Source organism: Streptomyces sp. NPDC107500 (genome assembly GCF_055582785.1).
Window position 1 is genome coordinate 99,680 of record NZ_JBVJPF010000011.1, and the last position, 17,810, is coordinate 117,489.

16 protein-coding genes are annotated in these 17,810 nt (G+C 71.1%); 8 read left to right on the top strand and 8 right to left on the bottom strand.

Going from position 1 to position 17,810, the window contains the following annotated elements; genetic code table 11:
• The 3 genes from ACZ67M_RS35765 to ACZ67M_RS35775 all read left to right on the top strand — a co-directional run bounded on the left by ACZ67M_RS35765 (window position 1) and on the right by ACZ67M_RS35775 (window position 3,929).
• Complete coding sequence (locus ACZ67M_RS35765; protein WP_361366997.1) at window positions 1-603, top strand: TetR/AcrR family transcriptional regulator; 603 nt, start codon at window positions 1-3, stop codon at window positions 601-603.
• Window positions 604-908: 305 nt separating this feature from the next.
• Window positions 909-2,513, top strand: coding sequence for a citramalate synthase (cimA, locus tag ACZ67M_RS35770; RefSeq protein ID WP_392016574.1), 1,605 nt, complete (start codon window positions 909-911; stop codon window positions 2,511-2,513).
• Window positions 2,514-2,585: 72 nt separating this feature from the next.
• Window positions 2,586-3,929 carry a hypothetical protein gene (locus tag ACZ67M_RS35775; RefSeq protein WP_469854141.1) on the top strand — a complete coding sequence of 448 codons (1,344 nt, stop codon included), beginning with the start codon at window positions 2,586-2,588 and terminating at the stop codon, window positions 3,927-3,929.
• A 14-nt stretch (window positions 3,930-3,943) separates the two neighbouring features.
• On the opposite strand, the gene ACZ67M_RS35780 is transcribed toward ACZ67M_RS35775, so the two are convergent.
• Window positions 3,944-4,900, bottom strand: a complete 957-nt coding sequence (locus tag ACZ67M_RS35780; protein WP_361367004.1) for a DMT family transporter — start codon at window positions 4,898-4,900, stop codon at window positions 3,944-3,946.
• Between the two features lie 88 nt (window positions 4,901-4,988).
• Between ACZ67M_RS35780 and ACZ67M_RS35785 the strand changes: the two genes are divergently transcribed.
• Window positions 4,989-5,588 (top strand): TetR/AcrR family transcriptional regulator, encoded by a 600-nt coding sequence (locus tag ACZ67M_RS35785; RefSeq protein WP_469854142.1) that lies wholly within the window; start codon window positions 4,989-4,991, stop codon window positions 5,586-5,588.
• 25 nt (window positions 5,589-5,613) lie between these two features.
• Window positions 5,614-6,162: a cysteine hydrolase family protein gene (locus tag ACZ67M_RS35790; protein WP_361367010.1), complete on the top strand. Its 549-nt coding sequence runs from the start codon at window positions 5,614-5,616 to the stop codon at window positions 6,160-6,162.
• On the opposite strand, the gene ACZ67M_RS35795 is transcribed toward ACZ67M_RS35790, so the two are convergent.
• Window positions 6,149-6,706: a YceI family protein gene (locus ACZ67M_RS35795; RefSeq protein WP_361367013.1), complete on the bottom strand. Its 558-nt coding sequence runs from the start codon at window positions 6,704-6,706 to the stop codon at window positions 6,149-6,151. The genes ACZ67M_RS35790 and ACZ67M_RS35795 overlap by 14 nt on opposite strands.
• 174 nt (window positions 6,707-6,880) lie before the next feature.
• Here ACZ67M_RS35795 and ACZ67M_RS35800 point away from each other — a divergent pair, with 174 nt between their 5' ends.
• The 3 genes from ACZ67M_RS35800 to ACZ67M_RS35810 all read left to right on the top strand — a co-directional run bounded on the left by ACZ67M_RS35800 (window position 6,881) and on the right by ACZ67M_RS35810 (window position 11,206).
• Window positions 6,881-9,253, top strand: coding sequence for a polysaccharide lyase 8 family protein (locus ACZ67M_RS35800; RefSeq protein WP_469854194.1), 2,373 nt, complete (start codon window positions 6,881-6,883; stop codon window positions 9,251-9,253).
• A gap of 154 nt (window positions 9,254-9,407) precedes the next feature.
• The gene (locus tag ACZ67M_RS35805; protein ID WP_361367016.1) at window positions 9,408-10,991 is read left to right on the top strand and encodes an acyl-CoA carboxylase subunit beta; all 1,584 of its coding nucleotides are present in this window, start codon (window positions 9,408-9,410) and stop codon (window positions 10,989-10,991) included.
• Window positions 10,992-11,008: 17 nt separating this feature from the next.
• Window positions 11,009-11,206, top strand: coding sequence for an acyl-CoA carboxylase epsilon subunit (locus tag ACZ67M_RS35810; protein ID WP_064729996.1), 198 nt, complete (start codon window positions 11,009-11,011; stop codon window positions 11,204-11,206).
• Window positions 11,207-11,454: 248 nt separating this feature from the next.
• Here the strand turns inward: ACZ67M_RS35810 and ACZ67M_RS35815 are convergent, their stop codons facing one another.
• The 6 genes from ACZ67M_RS35815 to ACZ67M_RS35840 all read right to left on the bottom strand — a co-directional run bounded on the left by ACZ67M_RS35815 (window position 11,455) and on the right by ACZ67M_RS35840 (window position 17,774).
• On the bottom strand, window positions 11,455-12,036 hold the full coding sequence (locus tag ACZ67M_RS35815) for a GTP-binding protein (protein ID WP_009314218.1): 582 nt from the start codon (window positions 12,034-12,036) through the stop codon (window positions 11,455-11,457).
• Window positions 12,017-12,589 carry a DUF742 domain-containing protein gene (locus ACZ67M_RS35820; protein WP_161330911.1) on the bottom strand — a complete coding sequence of 191 codons (573 nt, stop codon included), beginning with the start codon at window positions 12,587-12,589 and terminating at the stop codon, window positions 12,017-12,019. Before ACZ67M_RS35820 ends, ACZ67M_RS35815 begins: the two co-directional genes overlap by 20 nt.
• Window positions 12,590-12,683: 94 nt before the next feature.
• Window positions 12,684-13,097, bottom strand: coding sequence for a roadblock/LC7 domain-containing protein (locus tag ACZ67M_RS35825; protein ID WP_004983065.1), 414 nt, complete (start codon window positions 13,095-13,097; stop codon window positions 12,684-12,686).
• A gap of 10 nt (window positions 13,098-13,107) precedes the next feature.
• Window positions 13,108-16,398, bottom strand: a complete 3,291-nt coding sequence (locus ACZ67M_RS35830) for a nitrate- and nitrite sensing domain-containing protein (RefSeq protein ID WP_392016591.1) — start codon at window positions 16,396-16,398, stop codon at window positions 13,108-13,110.
• 421 nt (window positions 16,399-16,819) lie between these two features.
• A complete protein-coding gene (locus ACZ67M_RS35835; protein WP_003973455.1) occupies window positions 16,820-17,395 on the bottom strand; it encodes a GTP-binding protein in 576 nt (191 codons plus the stop codon).
• The gene (locus tag ACZ67M_RS35840; RefSeq protein ID WP_003973454.1) at window positions 17,376-17,774 is read right to left on the bottom strand and encodes a DUF742 domain-containing protein; all 399 of its coding nucleotides are present in this window, start codon (window positions 17,772-17,774) and stop codon (window positions 17,376-17,378) included. Before ACZ67M_RS35840 ends, ACZ67M_RS35835 begins: the two co-directional genes overlap by 20 nt.
• Window positions 17,775-17,810: the final 36 nt, after the last annotated feature.

Sequence of the window (17,810 nt, forward strand, 5' to 3'; positions counted from 1 at the left end):
ATGGCCGGTGGTGGGCGCAGACAGGCGCCGCCGCGCGAGGACGTGCTCGCCGCCGCCATGGAGATGATCGCCGAGCGCGGCCTGGAGAAGCTGACCATGGCGGCGCTCGGCCGCGAGGTCGGCATGAGCAGCGGCCACCTCCTGTACTACTTCCACTCCAAGGACGAGCTGCTGCTGCGCACCCTGGAGTGGAGCGAGGGCCGCTTGGGCGTGGAACGCGGCCGGCTGCTCACCCGGCCCGGCACCGCCCGTGAACGCCTCCAGGAGTACGTCGACCTCTACGTCCCCGACGGCCACCGCGACCCGCACTGGACGCTGTGGCTGGAGGTGTGGAACCGCTCGCAGAACGCCGAGGACGACGCCCGCGACCGGCAGGCCGCCATCGAGGGCGCCTGGCACCGCGACCTCGTCGCCCTGCTCGCCGAGGGCGTCTCGCGCGGCGAGTTCCGCCCCGTCGACCCCGACCGGTTCGCCGCCCGGCTGCGGGCCCTCCTCGACGGCCTCGCCATCCACGTGGCGATCGGCCTGCGCGGGACCGACCGGGCGCAGGTCCTCGCCCACGCGCGGGAATTCCTGGCGGACTGCCTCCTCACGGACGTCTGACCAGCGCACCGCTCGCATCCTGAGACACCCGGTGAGCGGATGGACGGAATGTGCCAGACTGCCCCCGTGCTCTCGTTCGCCATGATTATTGGCAGCAGGCGCGCCGGTCCGCAGTGACCGCCACGTACGACCAGGTACGGGCGGACACCGTCGTCCTCGACCCGCGCGCAGACCTCTCGCACCCGCGAGGGGTTTTTCGTTTTCCTGGCCCACCCCAAGCCGGGAAGAGAGCGCGAGGGATCATAGACGGACGGTGGAACCGGTCATTCCGGTAGACCGAGATCCCATACAGGAGCCTTCAGATCATGACCGCAACCAGCGAACTCGACGATTCGTTCCACGTCTTCGACACCACCCTGCGCGACGGCGCGCAGCGCGAGGGCATCAACCTCACGGTCGCGGACAAGCTGGCCATCGCACGGCACCTGGACGACTTCGGTGTGGGCTTCATCGAGGGCGGCTGGCCCGGCGCCAACCCGCGCGACACCGAGTTCTTCGCCCGCGCCCAGCAGGAGATCGACTTCCGGCACGCCCAGTTGGTCGCCTTCGGCGCCACCCGCCGTCCGGGCGCGACCGCCGCCGAGGACCACCAGGTCAGGGCGCTGCTGGAGTCCGGCGCCCAGGTGATCACCCTGGTCGCCAAGTCCCACGACCGGCACGTGGAGCTGGCCCTGCGCACCACGCTGGACGAGAACCTGGCGATGGTGGCCGACACGGTCTCCCACCTGAAGGCCCAGGGCCGCCGGGTCTTCGTCGACTGCGAGCACTTCTTCGACGGCTACCGCGCCAACCCCGAGTACGCGAAGGCGGTCGTCCGCACCGCCTCCGAGGCCGGCGCCGACGTCGTCATCCTCTGCGACACCAACGGCGGCATGCTCCCGGCGCAGATCCAGGCCGTGGTCGCCACGGTGCTGGCCGACACCGGCGCCCGGCTCGGCATCCACGCCCAGGACGACACGGGCTGCGCCGTGGCCAACACCCTGGCCGCCGTCGACGCGGGCGCGACCCACGTCCAGTGCACGGCCAACGGCTACGGCGAGCGCGTCGGCAACGCCAACCTGTTCCCGGTCGTGGCCGCGCTGGAGCTGAAGTACGGCAAGCGGGTGCTGCCCGAGGGCCGGCTGCGCGAGATGACCCGGATCTCGCACGCCATCGCCGAGGTCGTGAACCTCACCCCCTCCACCCACCAGCCCTACGTCGGGGTCTCCGCCTTCGCGCACAAGGCCGGCCTGCACGCCTCCGCGATCAAGGTCGATCCCGACCTCTACCAGCACATCGACCCCGAGCTGGTCGGCAACACCATGCGGATGCTGGTCTCCGACATGGCCGGCCGCGCCTCCATCGAGCTGAAGGGCAAGGAGCTCGGCGTCGACCTCGGCGGCGACCGCGAACTGGTCGGCCGGGTCGTCGAGCGGGTCAAGGAGCGCGAGCTGGCCGGCTACACGTACGAGGCCGCCGACGCCAGCTTCGAGCTGCTGCTGCGCGCCGAGGCCGAGGGCAGGCCGCTCAAGTACTTCGAGGTCGAGTCCTGGCGGGCGATCACCGAGGACCGCCCCGACGGCAGCCACGCCAACGAGGCCACCGTCAAGCTCTGGGCCAAGGGCGAGCGCATCGTCGCCACCGCCGAGGGCAACGGCCCGGTCAACGCCCTGGACCGGTCCCTGCGCGTGGCGCTGGAGAAGCTCTACCCGGAGCTGGCCAAGCTGGACCTGGTCGACTACAAGGTCCGCATCCTGGAGGGCGTGCACGGCACCCAGTCCACGACCAGGGTCCTCATCTCCACCAGCGACGGCACGGGGGAGTGGGCCACGGTGGGCGTCGCGGAGAACGTCATCGCCGCCTCCTGGCAGGCCCTGGAGGACGCGTACACGTACGGGCTGCTGCGGGCGGGAGTGACGCCCGCGGCCTGACTCCGTCTTCCGTGGCGAATCTCTAACCCGCACTTATGTCTGATTGAGGCGTGTTCGGGTATTTTCGAAGGTATGAAGGACGCCCGCGCTCAAGTCCTCATACGCCTCCTGATCGCGCCGGTGATCGCCGCGCTGGCGGTGCTGATGGCCGGTGCGCCCGGCGCGCAGGCCGCCACCGACGTCTCCGAGATCGGGGCGGCCCTGCGCGAGAGTCCCGTGTACGTCGACCCGGCCGTCTCCGACCTGCTCTCCGACGCGGACGCCGACGCGCTCGCCGACAAGATCGAGGCCGCGGACGAACCGGTCTTCGTGGCGGTGCTCCCGGCCGGCTACCCGACGGACAACCTCTTCCAGAACCTGCGCACCGAGACCGGCATCACCGGCCTGTACGGCATCCGCCTCGGCGACCGGTTCGACGCCCGCGCCGACAGCAGCGTGCTGAGCCGCCAGGGCGTGAACAACCTGGTCACGGCGGCGCAGGGCGCGGGCGACACCAAGGCCCAGCTCAACGACTTCGTCGACGACGCGCTGCGCAGCGTACGCGGCTCGGCCCCCTCCTCCTGGGACTCCGGCGGCGCCACCGCGCCGACCGGCGCCCTGATCACCGCGGGCGCGGTCGTCGCGGCGGCCGGCGCGGGCGCCTACGCGATCGCCCGGCGCAACCGGCTGCGCCGCGAGGAGGAGCAGCGGGCGGCGCTGGAGAAGCTGCGCGTAGTGGTGGACGAGGACATCACCGCCTACGGCGAGGAACTGGACCGCCTGGACTTCCACCCCGGGGAGCCGGGCGCCGACGACGCGATGCGCGCGGACTACGAACACGGCCTCGACGCGTACGAGCAGGCCAAGACGTTCATGGGCAACGCCCGAAAACCGGAGGACGTGCGGGCGGTCACCCAGTCGCTGGAGGACGGCCGCTTCTCGCTCGCGCGGCTCGCCGCCCGCCGTGAGGGACGGCCGCTGCCCGATCGCCGCCCGCCCTGCTTCTTCGACCCGCGTCACGGCCCGTCCGTCGCCGACGCCACCTGGACCCCGCCGGGCGGCGCCACCCGCGAGGTGCCGGTCTGCGCGGCCGACCAGGCCCGGTTGTCCGACGGCCTGGACCCGATGGTCCGCGAGGTGGACACCGACCAGGGCCGCCGCCCCTACTGGGACGCGGGCCCGGCGTACGGCCCCTGGGCGGGCGGCTACTTCGGCGCCGGCATCCTGCCCGGCCTGCTGGTCGGCACCCTGCTCGGCAGCATGATGGCCGGCCCGGCCTACGGCGCCGGTTACGGCGACGGCTACGGCGACTTCGGCGGCCACACGGGCGGCGACGTCTCCGGCGGCGACTTCGACTCCGGTGACTTCGGGGGCGGGTTCGGCGACTTCGGCGGCGGCGGCGGATTCGGCGGCGGCGACTTCGGCGGCGGTTTCTGAGCGGCGGACCGTGGTCATCGGGAGGACGCCCGCACGGTTGCGCGGTCCACGTCCCGGTGTGTCCCGTCGGTCTCCTCGACCGGTTCCACCATCGCCGCCCGTGAGGGCTTCGCCCCGCGCCGCACGACGACCACCGCCGCGAGGCCGACCGCGAGACCCACGGCCGTCTGAGGACCGAAGTGCTCGCCGAACATCAGGGCGCCCCACACGGCGGTGACCGGAGCCATGAGGAACATCAGGGTGTTCACCTCGGTGACACCGGACCGGCGCATGATCAGCCAGTACAGCCCGTAGCCGCCGAACGTCGGCAGCACCACGAGCCAGGCCGTCGCCAGCCAGAAGGACGAGTCGGCGGGCGGCGCGGCGGCCCCGGCACCGAAGGCCAGGCCCGAGAAGAGGACGGCGCTGGTCACACAGTGGATCGTCAGCGCGGCCCGGGGTGCGACCGGGGCCCGCGAACGGCCCTCCAGGAAGGTGGCCGCCACCAGCGACAGCATGCCGAGGAAGGGCACGAAGTACGCCCACCACGGCACGTCCGCACCGGCCGCGGCGGCATCGGCCGTCGTGACCGTGGCGACGCCGGCCAGTCCCAGCCAGAGTCCGAGCCACTGCCGGCGTGAGACGTACTGCCGCAGCAGCGGACCGGCGAGCGCGCCGGCGACCAGCGGCTGCACGCCGTCGATCAGGGCGGTGGTGCCGCTGGAGACACCGAGCTGGATGGCGTAGTAGACGCTGAGCAGGTAGCCGCTCTGCGACAGGGCGCCGATCGCGACCTGCCGGCCGGCCTCCCGGCGGGTCAGCCCGCGCCACGCCGCGCGTGAGACGGCCGCGACGGCGATCAGGACCAGGGCGAGCGGCACGAAGCGCCACATCAGGAGCGTCGTCGCGTCCGCGGTCCCGGCGCCGAGCTTGGCGCCGATGAAACCGGAGCTCCAGCACAGGACGAAGGCGGCCGAGAGCAGGGCGTTCACGAGGAACCCCACCTTCCCATCTCGATGAGTAGACAGATCGGTTTACTCGTCTCGGGTGCCCACTATACAGATCTGTATACTTCTCGTCATGGAGTCTGTTCAGAAGCCGCACCGCGTCCGCATGACACCCGGTGCGCGACGTGTCCTGGAGGCGGCCGAGCGGTTGTTCTACGAGCGCGGCATCCACGCCGTGGGCGTGGACCTCGTCGCCGCCGAGGCGGGGGTCACCAAGAAGACGCTCTACGACCGGTTCGGCTCGAAGGAGCAGATCGTCGTGGAGTACCTGGCCGGCCGTGACGAGCGCTGGCGGGAACTCCTCGCCGGCCGCCTCGAAGCGGTCGCGGGACAAGGGCCGGACGTACGGGTCCTGGCGGTCTTCGAGGCGTCGCGCGCGTGGGCGGGGGAGTACGGCGCCAAGGGGTGCAGCATGATCAACGCGCACGCCGAGATCAGCGATCCGTCCCATCCGGCGCATCCGGTCATCACCGGGCAGAAGCGGTGGATGCTCGACCTCTTCACCGGTCTCGCCCGGGAGATCGACGCGGCCGGGGCGGACCGGCTGGCGCGCACGCTGATGCTGCTGCACGAGGGCGCGCTGGTCGCACACGGCGTGGGGGTCTTCCCGGACCCGTTCGGCCACGCCCTCGACCGGGTGCGGGAGCTGCTGGGAAATGCGGAGGCGGCCTGAGGTCCCGCGTCGCTACGGTGGGCCCATGCCGCCCCGCAGCGCACTCCTCGTGATCGACATGCAGAACGCCACGGTCGCGATGGCGCACCGGGGCGCCGAGACGGTCGCCGCGATCGCGGGGCTGAGTGAACGCGCCCGCGCCGCCGGGGTGCCGGTGGTGACGGTCCGGCAGCGGGACGAGGGCATGGTCTTCGGCACCGAGGGCTGGCAGGTCGTGCCCGAGCTGGCACCGCGGGCGGGTGAGCCGGTCGTCGACAAGACCACGCCGGACGGTTTCCTGGACACCGGCCTCGACGCGCTCCTGAAGGAACTCGGCGTCACCGAGGTGATCGTGACCGGGTTCGCCACCGAGATCTGCGTGGACACCACGGCACGGCAGGCCCTGAGCCGGGGGTACGACCTGGTCGTCGTCGCCGACGGGCACACCACGTCGGTCCGGGGCCCCGAGGACGACGATCTGATGCCGGCGGACCGTTCCGTCGCCCAGTACAACGCGATCTACCGGACGATCGGCTGGCCCGGCCGGCGTGTCCGCCTCCGGGCCGCCGCGGACGTGGACCTCAGCCCTGCTTGATCGCCGAGATGTCGAAGTTCAGCTTGATCTTGTCGGAGACCAGGACGCCGCCCGTCTCCAGGGTCGCGTTCCAGGTGAGCCCCCACTCCGAGCGCTTGATCTCGGCCTTGCCCTCGAAGCCGACGCGCTCGTTGCCGAAGGGGTCCTTGGCCGCGCCGTTGAACTCCAGGTCGATGGCGAGCGGCTTGGTGGTGCCGAGGATCGTGAGGTCGCCGGTGATGCGGTAGTCGTCGCCGCCGAGGGACTCCGCACCGGTGGAGCGGAAGGTCATCGTCGGGAACTCGTCCGTCTTGAAGAAGTCCGAGCTCTTCAGGTGGCCGTCGCGGTCCGGGGACCCCGTGTCGATGCTGTCCATCGTGACGTCCAGGGACGCCGTGGAGCGGCTCGGGTCGCCGCCGTCCAGGTGTAGCGTGCCGCTGAAGTCGAGAAACTTGCCCTTGACGTTGGTGACCATCGCGTGGCGCGCGGTGAAGCCGATCGTGGTGTGGGCGGGGTCGATCGTGTACTCGCCGGTCAGGGTGGCGAGGTCGGGGGTGCTGCTCATGATGTCCTCCTGGGGGTCCGGACGCTCGATGTTGAATGTTCAACCAATCCAACGGTGACGACTGTAGACCTATTCCATTGAACATTCAACGGATCTGCGCGGCGTGGCGCGCCGGATTCACCCGGACGGCCGCGAGGGACGTAGCGCCGTCGGCGGCGGGGAAGGGTCATGAGCATGACCTCCACGTGGCCGCACGCCCCCCGGCCCGGCGCCGGACCCACCCGACGCTCCCTCCTTCTGACGGCCGCCGTGGCCGCCGCGCTGCCCCCCGCTCTTGGCGCAACGCCCGCCGCGGCCGCCGCCGACCCCTACGACACCCTCCGCCGGCGCTGGCTCGACATCGCCCTCGGCACCGGCTACGACCCGGCCGCCGAGCCGTACGCGTCCCGCCTCGCGGAGACCGGTGAACGCGCCCGCGACCACCGCGCCACCATGGCGCCGACCTCCACCTCCCTGTGGCCCGGCCACCCCTTCGACCCGCCCGCCGGCATCACGTTCGCCTACGGCCGCCTGTGGACGATGACCGAGGCGTACGTGCAGCAGGGCACCGGCTCCACCGGCGACCCCGCGCTCCTCGCCGACATCCTGCGCGGCCTCGACCACCTGTCGGCCACCGTCTACAACCCAGGCACCACCCGCTACGGCAACTGGTGGGAGTGGCAGATCGGCAGCCCGCGCCTCCTGACGGGCATCACGGCCGCCCTGTACGACCACGTGGGCGCCGACCGGGTCGCCGCCGCCTGCGCCGCCGTGGACCATTTCATCCCCGACGCGATGCTCCGCGACTACTCCGGCACTTCCACCGGCGCCAACCGCGTCGACCTCTGCCGCTCCGTCGCCCTGCGCGGCGTCCTGGGCCGCACGCCCGACAGGATCGCCCTGGCCCGCGACGCCCTCTCGCCGGTCTTCCCCCACGTCACCCAGGGAGACGGCCTCTACGCCGACGGCTCGTTCGTGCAGCACACCTGGGTCGCCTACTCGGGTACGTACGGCCAGGTCATGCTGGACGGCCTCGGGCGGCTGTTCACCCTGCTCGCCGGCTCGCAGTGGGAGGTGACCGACCCCGGCAAGCAGATCGTCCTCGACAGCGTCGAGCACGCCTACGCCCCCCTCATCCACGACGGACTGGTGATGGACGCCGTCAACGGCCGTGCCATCAGCCGGGGTTACCTGGCCGGCGACGACCTGCACGTGATGCGCAGCGACCACTTCCACGGGCAGCAGATCATCGCCGCCATGGCCGTCCTCGCGGGCGGCGCGAGCGGGACCGAGCGCGACCGCTGGCACGCGCGGATCAAGGGCTGGATCGAACGGGACACCGTCACGCCCGTCCTCACGGCTCCCCAGTTCCCGGTCGCCGACCTGGCCCGGCTGCACGCGATCGCCGCCGCCCCCGTCGAGGCCGCGCCCGAGCCCACCGGCCACCGCCTCTTCGCCGCCATGGACCGCGCCGTGCACCGCCGCCCGGCCTTCACCGCGGGCCTCGCGATGGCGAGCGACCGCATCTCCTTCTACGAGTGCGGCAACGGAGAGAACCCGCGCGGCTGGCACACCGGCGCGGGCATGCTCAGCTGGTGGGCGAACGGGGCGGAATCCGGCCGGTCCGATCGGTCCGACCAGTACACAGACTGGTTCTGGCCCACCGTCGACTGGTACCGGCTGCCCGGTACCACCGTCTCCACCAAGCGCCTGGCCGACCGGGCCGGCGGCGAGTGGGGCGCCCCCAAGCCCGGCGTGCGCTGGGTCGGCGGCACCACCGACGGCGAGTACGCGGCCGTGGGCCAGCACCTGAAGGGCCTCGGCTCGACCCTGGAGGCCCGCAAGTCCTGGTTCTTCCTCGACGACGAGGTGGTCTGCCTCGGCGCCGGCATCACCTGTACGGACGGGGTCCCGGTCGAGACGGTGGTCGACAACCGGAACCTCGGCGAGGGCGGCACCCAGGCCCTCGTGCGGGGCCGGGACTGGGCCCATCTGGAGGGGCACGGCGGCTGGATCGTGCCCGGGGGCGGCCTGCGGACCCTGCGCGAGGACCGCACCGGAGCCTGGTCCGACATCAACACCACCAGCACCACCGAGCGCCGCACCCGCCGCTGGCAGACCCTCTGGCTGGACCACGGCACCGACCCCGCCGACGCCGGTTACGTCTACGTCCTCATGCCCGGTGCCTCCAGGGGCGCGGTCGCCCGCCGCGCCGCCGACCGCGGCCGGGTGCGGGTCCTCGCCAACGACGACGGGCGGCAGGCGGTCGCCGTCCCCTCGCTCGGCCTCACCGCGGCGAACTTCTGGCGGGCCGGCACGGCGGGCCCGCTCACCGCGACGGCCGGGGCGAGTGTGCTGGTCCGCCGCAGGGGCCGTACCGCTACCCTCTGCGTGAGCGAACCGCCGCGCTCCGGGGAGCCCCTGGAGATCGAATGGGACCACCCGGTGCGGGCCGCGGTGCGGTCCGACGAGACGGTCGAGATCCTGGCCACCGGCCGCCGTCTGCGCCTCCGCGTCACTCCAGGGGTGGTATGTACCACCCATGAATGTGAGGTGGCTCTCAGCTGACGACTTTGTGTGACCCCTACAAGGGAGAGGCCCTCTGAGCAGTCGAAACGGCTGCATGGCGCAGGGGTTCTGTTCGGTGCTACCAGGAAAACACGTCGGAGACTGTACGGAGTCGACGGCTCGCATTCGGCGGTCGGCTTCGTAGAGTCGCTACATGACCGTTTTGGATGAGGCGCCGGGTGAGCCGACGGACGCGCGCGGGCGAGTGGCCGAACTGCACGAGATCCGTGCGCAGGCGCTGGCCGGGCCGAGCGAGAAGGCCACGGCGGCGCAGCACGCCAAGGGCAAGCTGACGGCCCGTGAGCGCATCGAGCTGCTCCTGGACGCCGGCTCCTTCCGCGAGGTCGAGCAGCTGCGCCGGCACCGGGCGACCGGCTTCGGCCTGGAGGCCAAGAAGCCCTACACCGACGGTGTGATCACCGGCTGGGGCACGGTGGAGGGCCGCACGGTCTTCGTCTACGCCCACGACTTCCGCATCTTCGGCGGCGCCCTGGGCGAGGCCCACGCCACGAAGATCCACAAGATCATGGACATGGCCATCGCGGCCGGTGCCCCGCTGGTCTCCCTCAACGACGGCGCCGGCGCCCGCATCCAGGAGGGCGTGTCCGCGCTCGCCGGGTACGGCGGCATCTTCCAGCGCAACACGCGGGCGTCCGGTGTCATCCCGCAGATCAGCGTGATGCTCGGCCCGTGCGCGGGCGGCGCGGCCTACAGCCCCGCCCTCACCGACTTCGTGTTCATGGTCCGCGACACCTCGCAGATGTTCATCACCGGCCCGGACGTGGTCAAGGCCGTCACCGGCGAGGAGATCACCCAGAACGGCCTGGGCGGCGCCGACGTGCACGCCGAGACCAGCGGCGTGGCCCACTTCGCGTACGACGACGAGGAGACCTGCCTCGGCGAGGTCCGCTACCTCCTCTCGCTGCTCCCGCAGAACAACCGCGAGAACCCGCCGCGCCACGACTCCTCGGATCCGGTGGACCGCCGCTCGGACGTCCTGCTCGACCTGGTCCCGGCGGACGGCAACCGTCCGTACGACATGACCAAGGTCATCGAGGAGATCGTCGACGACGGCGAGTACCTGGAGGTCCACGAGCGCTGGGCCCGCAACATCATCTGCGCGCTGGCCCGCCTCGACGGCCAGGTCGTGGGCATCGTCGCCAACCAGCCGCAGGCCCTGGCCGGGGTCCTGGACATCGAGGCCTCCGAGAAGGCCGCCCGCTTCGTCCAGATGTGCGACGCCTTCAACATCCCGATCGTCACCCTTCTGGACGTACCCGGCTTCCTGCCCGGCGTCGACCAGGAGCACGGCGGCATCATCCGCCACGGCGCCAAGCTGCTCTACGCGTACTGCAACGCGACCGTGCCCCGGATCTCGCTCATCCTGCGCAAGGCGTACGGAGGTGCTTACATCGTCATGGACTCGCAGTCCATCGGCGCCGACCTCACCTACGCCTGGCCGACCAACGAGATCGCCGTCATGGGCGCGGAAGGTGCCGCGGGCGTCATCTTCCGCCGCCAGATCGCCGGTGCCGAGGACCCCGAGGCCATGCGGGCCCGCATGGTCAAGGAGTACAAGGCCGAGCTGATGCACCCCTACTACGCGGCCGAGCGCGGCCTGGTCGACGACGTCATCGACCCCGCCGAGACCCGCGAGGTGCTCGCCCGTTCCCTGGCGATGCTCCACACCAAGCACGCCGACCTGCCCTCCCGCAAGCACGGCAACCCGCCGCAGTGACCCGAGGAGCCACCCCCATGTCCACTCCCGACATCCGCGTCGAGAAGGGCCACGCCGAGCCCGAGGAGGTCGCCGCCATCACGGCCCTCCTCCTCGCCCGCGCCGCCGCCCGCCCCGCCGAGATCCCGCCGACCCACGGCGGCGGCCGCGTCCGCGCGGGCTGGCGCCGCCTGGAGCGCGAGCCGGGCTTCCGCGCCCCGCACAGCTGGCGCTGACGCCGAGACACACGTAGAGGCCCCCTCCGTCCAGGAGGGGGCCTCTACGCATGACGCGGGCCGGGGCAGCCCACCCAGGGGCGCGGGGAACTGCGCGACCAGCCGACAACTACCCGCACCCGGCAACGGAACAGCCCCCGGCAGCACGGTGGCCGCAGGGGGCGTGTCGCAACCCGGCGCAACGGGCTGCCGCCTGCGCCCACCCGTGCCGCCCCAGGCGGCACGCATGCCCGCAGGCTCGGCGTGGTTCAGCGAAGGCGAGCCATCAGCGCGTGCTCGACCAGGGTGATCAGCGCCGACTTCGCGTCGGCGCGGTGCCGCGCGTCCGTCGTGATGATCGGCGTGTCCGGCCCGATCTGCAACGCCTCCCGGACCTCGTCCGGGTTGTACGGCTGCTGCCCGTCGAACCCGTTCAGCGCGATGACGAACGGCAGCCCCGAGTTCTCGAAGTAGTCGACGGCGGGGAAGCAGTCGGCGAGCCGCCTCGTGTCGACCAGCACGATCGCACCGATGGCGCCGCGCACCAGGTCGTCCCACATGAACCAGAACCGGTCCTGGCCCGGCGTACCGAAGAGGTACAGGATCAGGTCCTGGTCGAGCGTGATACGGCCGAAGTCCATGGCGACCGTGGTGGTCGTCTTGTCCCCCGTGTGGGTGAGGTCGTCGATACCCGCGGACGCGGATGTCATGACGGCCTCGGTGCGCAGCGGGTTGATCTCCGAGACAGCGCCGACGAACGTGGTCTTGCCCACGCCGAAGCCGCCCGCCACCACGATCTTCGCGGAAGTGGTGGAGCGGGAAGGACCGCCGCTAGAGCTTGCGAAGTCCACTGAGCACCCTTTCGAGCAGTGTCACGTCTGGCTGGCCGCCGGCGTTCTCGTCGCCGCCGGGCTGATGGATGGCGACCAGTCCCGCCTCCGCCAAGTCGGCGACGAGGATCCTGGCCACGCCGAGAGGGATCGTCAGGAGGGCCGAGATCTCGGCCACCGACTTGATCTCCCGGCAGAGGTTGCAGATCCGCTGATGCTCGGGCAGCTGGCCCTGCATCTGGTGCGGCTGCGCGGTCGTGTGCACCAGCGCCTCGATGGCGAGCTGGTAGCGCGGCCTGGTGCGGCCGCCCGTCATGGCGTACGGGCGCACCAGGGGGTTGTTCGACGCCCCCGCGGGCGCCGGCTCAGGGGTGCGGCGCTGCGGCTGCACGGGCTGGATGCGCGGAGCCTGCGGCTGGTCGTACGGCGAAGGGCCGGGGCCCTGCGGCGCGTACGGCTGCCGGTGACTCGGCACGGAGGGGTAGCCGTATCCGTTCGCCGAGCCGTCGTTCTGGCCCTGACCAGGGCCGTACGACCAGTTGCCCGAAGACGGACCGCCTGGGGGTGTTGCCACTTTTTCCTCCTCCGACTGTGCCTGGCATCCAACGCTGTGGAGCCGCGTCCCGAAACTTTACGGCCACGGGACGCCAAAACGCACCGTCTGTCCTTTAGTTGAGAAGGCTGCCTTGGAGCTCAGCCCGCAGATCGGGCGTCAGAACCGTGCCCGCACGGTCCACCAGAAGGGCCATCTCGTACCCAATGAGGCCGATGTCCGCCTCGGGGTGTGCAAGAACGGCGAGGGACGAGCCGTCGGAAATGGACATGATGAACAGGAATCCCCGCTCCATCTCCACAACCGTCTGGTTCACGCTGCCGCCCTCGAAGATGCGCGAGGCACCGGCGGTCAGCGAGGTCAGACCGGAGGCGACGGCCGCGAGCTGGTCGGCACGGTCGCGCGGGAACCCCTCGGACATCGCCAGAAGGAGTCCGTCGGCGGAGACCACCACCGTGTGGGACACCCCCGGGGTGTTGTCCACGAAGTTGGTGATCAACCAGTTGAGGTTCTGCGCCGCCTGGCTCATCGGGCTCACACTAACGCTCCTGGTTGTAGGTGCTGTCAGGACCACGGTGTTCATTCCTTGTGTCCTGGCCGTTCGTTTCACTGCCTGCGTTGCGGCCTCGCTCGACACCGCGCCGCAGGTTGCTCAGCCTGCCCCGGACGTCCTCCGGAGCGCGGGAGACCTGGGGGCCTCCCTGTGGAGTGGTTTCGGCGGCGCCCTCGACCAGGTTGGCCTTGGGTACCCGCCGCGGCAGGCCCGACGAGGTCACCCCGCCCGCCTTGGGCTTGCGCAGCGAGGAAGCCTGCTGCCAGCGGTCGTCGTTGGCCGACCGCCAGTTGTCCCGGCCGTTCGCCCCCGGAGCGGCGGCGGCCGGCGTCTCGTGACCCGCAGGCCCCGCATCGCCCGCGCCGCTCGCGGTGGATCCGCGGCGGGGAAGACCGGCGTTGGTCATCTCGTGGGCGGCGGAGGGGGCCGGGCCCGGACGGTCGAAGCCTACGCGGTCCGGCTGGTTCACGTCAGCGGCCTGCACGGATTGCGCCTCGGGAGCACCCGTGGAGTACTGCTCGGGATAGCCACCCCGGTAGTCGTCCTGCTGCGGCCAGTCGTCCTGGGCACGGCGCTGCTCGAAGGGCGCGTACGTGTCCGCGGCGCCGGCCTGCTGCTGCCCGCCGTGGCCCTGCTCGGCGTACGACGACGGGTCGCCGTAGCCGCCGCCCTGCGGGTAGCCCTCGTCCTGCTGCGGGCCGCCGTTCGGCGCGTAGTACCGCTCGTCGTACGACGCCTGCTGCGGTTCCTGGTACGCCTGCTGCTGGTCGGTGTAGGCCTGCTGCTGGTCGTAGGCGCCGCTCTGCTGATCCGCGTACGCCTCGCGGGCTGCGTCGTAGCCCGGCTGCTGGGACTGCTGGGGCTGCTGACCGGTGAACTGGTCCTGGAACCCGGGCGTCCCGCCGTTTCCGGCGCCGTCGGGGCCCGCCGGGCCGGGCAGCTCGGGGTGCGACTGGGCCTCCAGGGCCGCCCTGCGCTCCTCGCGCATCAGCGAGCGGCCGACGGGGTCCAGCTCCCGTATGTCGTCGGGGACCTCGGAGTACCGGCTGTCGTCGAAGCCCAGTTCGGCGGCGGTGCGCATGGGCTGACCGGGCTGGGAGAAGTTCTCGCCCCGGAAGTTCTGCTCCGGGATGATCTGCGAGACGGTGAACTCGGTGCGCTGCTGGTCGCCGCCGCCACCGTGGGTGATGGCGTCCGGGAGCATGACCAGCGAGGTGGTGCCCGCCTGCTCGCCGGAGGGGCGCAGCTGGACCCGGATCCCGTGCCGGTCGGACAGCCGCCCGACCACGAACAGGCCCATGCGCTGCGAGATCGCGGCGTCCACGGTCGGCGGGTTGGCCAGCTTGTGGTTGATGTCGGCGAAGTCCTCGGCGGTCAGGCCGATGCCCTTGTCGTGGATCTCCACCATCACGCGGCCGTCGGGCAGCCGGGTCGCGGTGACGCGGACCTTGGTCTGCGGGGAGGAGAACGTGGTCGCGTTCTCCAGCAGCTCGGCGAGCAGGTGCACGAGGTCGGTCACGGCGCGGCCGTGGATCTCGGCCTCCGGCACGCCGGACAGCTCGATGCGCTCGTACTGCTCCACCTCGGAGGAGGCGGCGCGCAACACGTCGACCAGCGGGACCGGCTGGTCCCAGCGGCGGCCGGGCTCCTCGCCGGCGAGGACCAGGAGGTTCTCGCCGTTGCGGCGCATACGGGTGGCGAGGTGGTCCAGCCGGAAGAGGTTCTCCAGCTGGTCGGGGTCGGCCTCGTTGTTCTCCAGGTCGGTGATCAGGCTCAGCTGGCCCTCGATCAGCGACTGGTTGCGGCGCGACAGGTTGGTGAAGATCGCGTTGATGTTGCCCCGCAGCAGAGCCTGCTCGGAGGCGAGCCGGACCGCCTCGCGGTGCACCTGGTCGAAGGCGCGGGCGACTTCGCCGATCTCGTCGGTCGAGGTGATCGGGATCGGCTGGACCCGGGTGTCGACCCGGCCGGGGTCGGTGCGGGAGAGCTGGTCGACCAGCATCGGCAGGCGCTGCTCGGCGATGCCGAAGGCGGCGTTGCGCAGCTGGCGCATGGAACGGCTCATCTGGCGCGCCACCATGCCGGCCAGGATGAACGCGGCGAGCAGCGCGATCACGACCGCGGCACCCGTGATGTAGGCGTCCCGCTCGGCGTCGTCGGCGATCGTGGACGCCTCGGAGACCGCCTTGTCGGCCAGATCCGACTCGATCTTCTGGTACGCGTCGAACTTGAGGGTGTTGACCGCCCACCAGTTTTCCGGCGTGATGCCCTGCTGGGCCAGCTCCGCCCGCGCACCGGTGTCCGTGGAGTCCAGCTGGGCCAGCTCCGAGATCATCGTGGTGGGGTTGGACGGCGGCGGCACGTAGTCCGGGTCACTGGCCCTGGCCTCCTTGGCCATGGCCGCGCCGTCCGTCTTGAGCTTCGCCTCGGCGTCCTCGAGCTTCTGCGCGTCCGCCTCGGTACCGCCGCCGATGTACTCCTCGATCGCGATGCGCTCCAGGTAGGCGTACGAGGAGAGGGCGACCCGCTGGCTGGCGAGGTGGCTGGGGTCCGGACCGGGCTTGACCAGCATGTGCATGCCGATGGAGCGCTCCAGGGAGAGCGCCGCCTTGGTCAGGGAGATCGCGTAGACGGTACGGCCGTAGGAGGTGATGTTGCCGGTGCCCAGACCGAGTTCGTTGGCGAACTCCATCAGGGGGTGGGCCACACCGGTGTAGCCCTCCTCGGTCTCCACGCCCTTGAGCTTGGTGGTGTACGCGGCCGCCCGCAGCGTCTGGAGCTTGGGCTCCTGCTCGCGGAAGACCTTCAGCCGGCGCTCCAGACCCGGCTTGGCGGGCATGCCGGCCGCCGCCTCGTCGAAGGTGTCGGCGGCGTCGTCGGTCGCCTGACGGGCCTTGGTGACGGTCGCGTCCTTGTCGCCCTTGCCCTGCAATAGCGGGGCCGCCGTGATGTCGCGCTCGTTGTAGAGGGCGTTGGCGTACCCGAGGGAGGCCTGCACCAGACGCGCGGTGCTCTCCGCGTCCTCGGCGTCGCCCCAGGTGTCGATGGAGCTCTTCACCTGGAAGCCGCCCATGACCAGGCCGACCAGCACGGGTATGAGCAGGATCGCGTTCAGCCGGGTGGTCACCCGCCAGTTGCGCGGCGAGAAACGGCCACCGGCGGCGGCGGGTTCGTCCTGGGGTTCCGCAGCAGACGCGGGGGCGGGCGCCGCTGTGCGCGGCGGCGGGGTGAAGTTGCCCCGGGCCGATGGCTCGGGACTGTTCTTGCTTCGCCTCACTCGACCAACAACCTCTCGGCGGTCGGCACCTACGTCGTGCCGCTGTGTCTCAGAGCCCAGTCCGTCGACGAGTACGTGCTACTGCTGAGTACGTCTCGTGCGTGATTGACCCTTGGGCAGTTCTGGCATTCCAGCACGGCGACCAGCGCTCTTCCAAACAGTGGAACGCGGGGGTTACACGTGATGTAAGCCCCGCGTAAAACGGTCATAAAGAGCGAGGCCCGTCAAAAGACGGGGCCTTCGTGCGCGCAGCGAGAGCAGTTGACCGCGTCGCGTGTCGGTACCACCCGATTCCTCTGCCGAAACGTTATGAACAGCCGAGCCGACCGTGTCAAAGGACACAGCCGGCTCCGACCGGTCTACGACAAGTGCCGTAGGGCCCTGCCGACTTGGCCGCGATCACCCGCGGACCCGCGCGGCCCTACCGCAGGCGGGCCATCAGCGCGTGTTCCACCAGCGTGATCAGGGCGGACTTGGCGTCGGCGCGGTGCCGGGCGTCCGTCGTGATGATCGGGGTGTCCGGGCCGATCTGCAGCGCCTCGCGCACCTCGTCCGGGGAGTACGGCTGCTGCCCGTCGAAGCCGTTGAGCGCGACGACGAACGGCAGACCGCTGTTCTCGAAGTAGTCGACGGCCGGGAAGCAGTCGGCCAGCCGGCGGGTGTCGCAGAGCACGACCGCGCCGATGGCGCCGCGCACCAGGTCGTCCCACATGAACCAGAACCGGTCCTGTCCGGGCGTACCGAACAGGTACAGGATCAGGTCCTGGTCGAGCGTGATGCGGCCGAAGTCCATCGCGACCGTGGTGGTCGTCTTGTCACCGGCGTGTGTGAGGTCGTCGATCCCGGCGCTGGCAGAGGTCATCACGGCCTCGGTGCGCAGCGGGTTGATCTCGGAGACGGCGCCCACGAACGTGGTCTTGCCGACGCCGAAGCCGCCGGCGACCACGATCTTCGCGGAGGTGGTCGCCCGGCCTCCGTCAGAGCTTTCGAAGTCCACTGAGCACCCTTTCGAGCAGTGTCACGTCAGGTGCACCGCCGTTGTTCTCGTCCCCGCCGGGCTGGTGGATGGCGACGAGCCCGGCCTCCGCGAGGTCGGCGACCAGGATCCTGGCCACGCCGAGCGGCATCGCCAGCAGGGCCGACACCTCGGCCACCGATTTCACCTCGCGGCACAGGTGGCAGATCCGCTGGTGCTCCGGGAGCAGTCCCATGAGCGCTGCCGGGTCGGCCGTCGTGCTGATCAGCGCCTCGATGGCGAGCTGGTAGCGCGGCCTGGTCCGGCCACCGGTCATCGCGTAAGGACGTACCAGCGGCTGGTCGCCCTCGTCCTCGTACGGCTCCGCGTACGGATCATGAGAGGCGGTGGGCGGGGTCATGAATCCTCCGGGCGGGACAGCAAGTCGGTCAGTCAA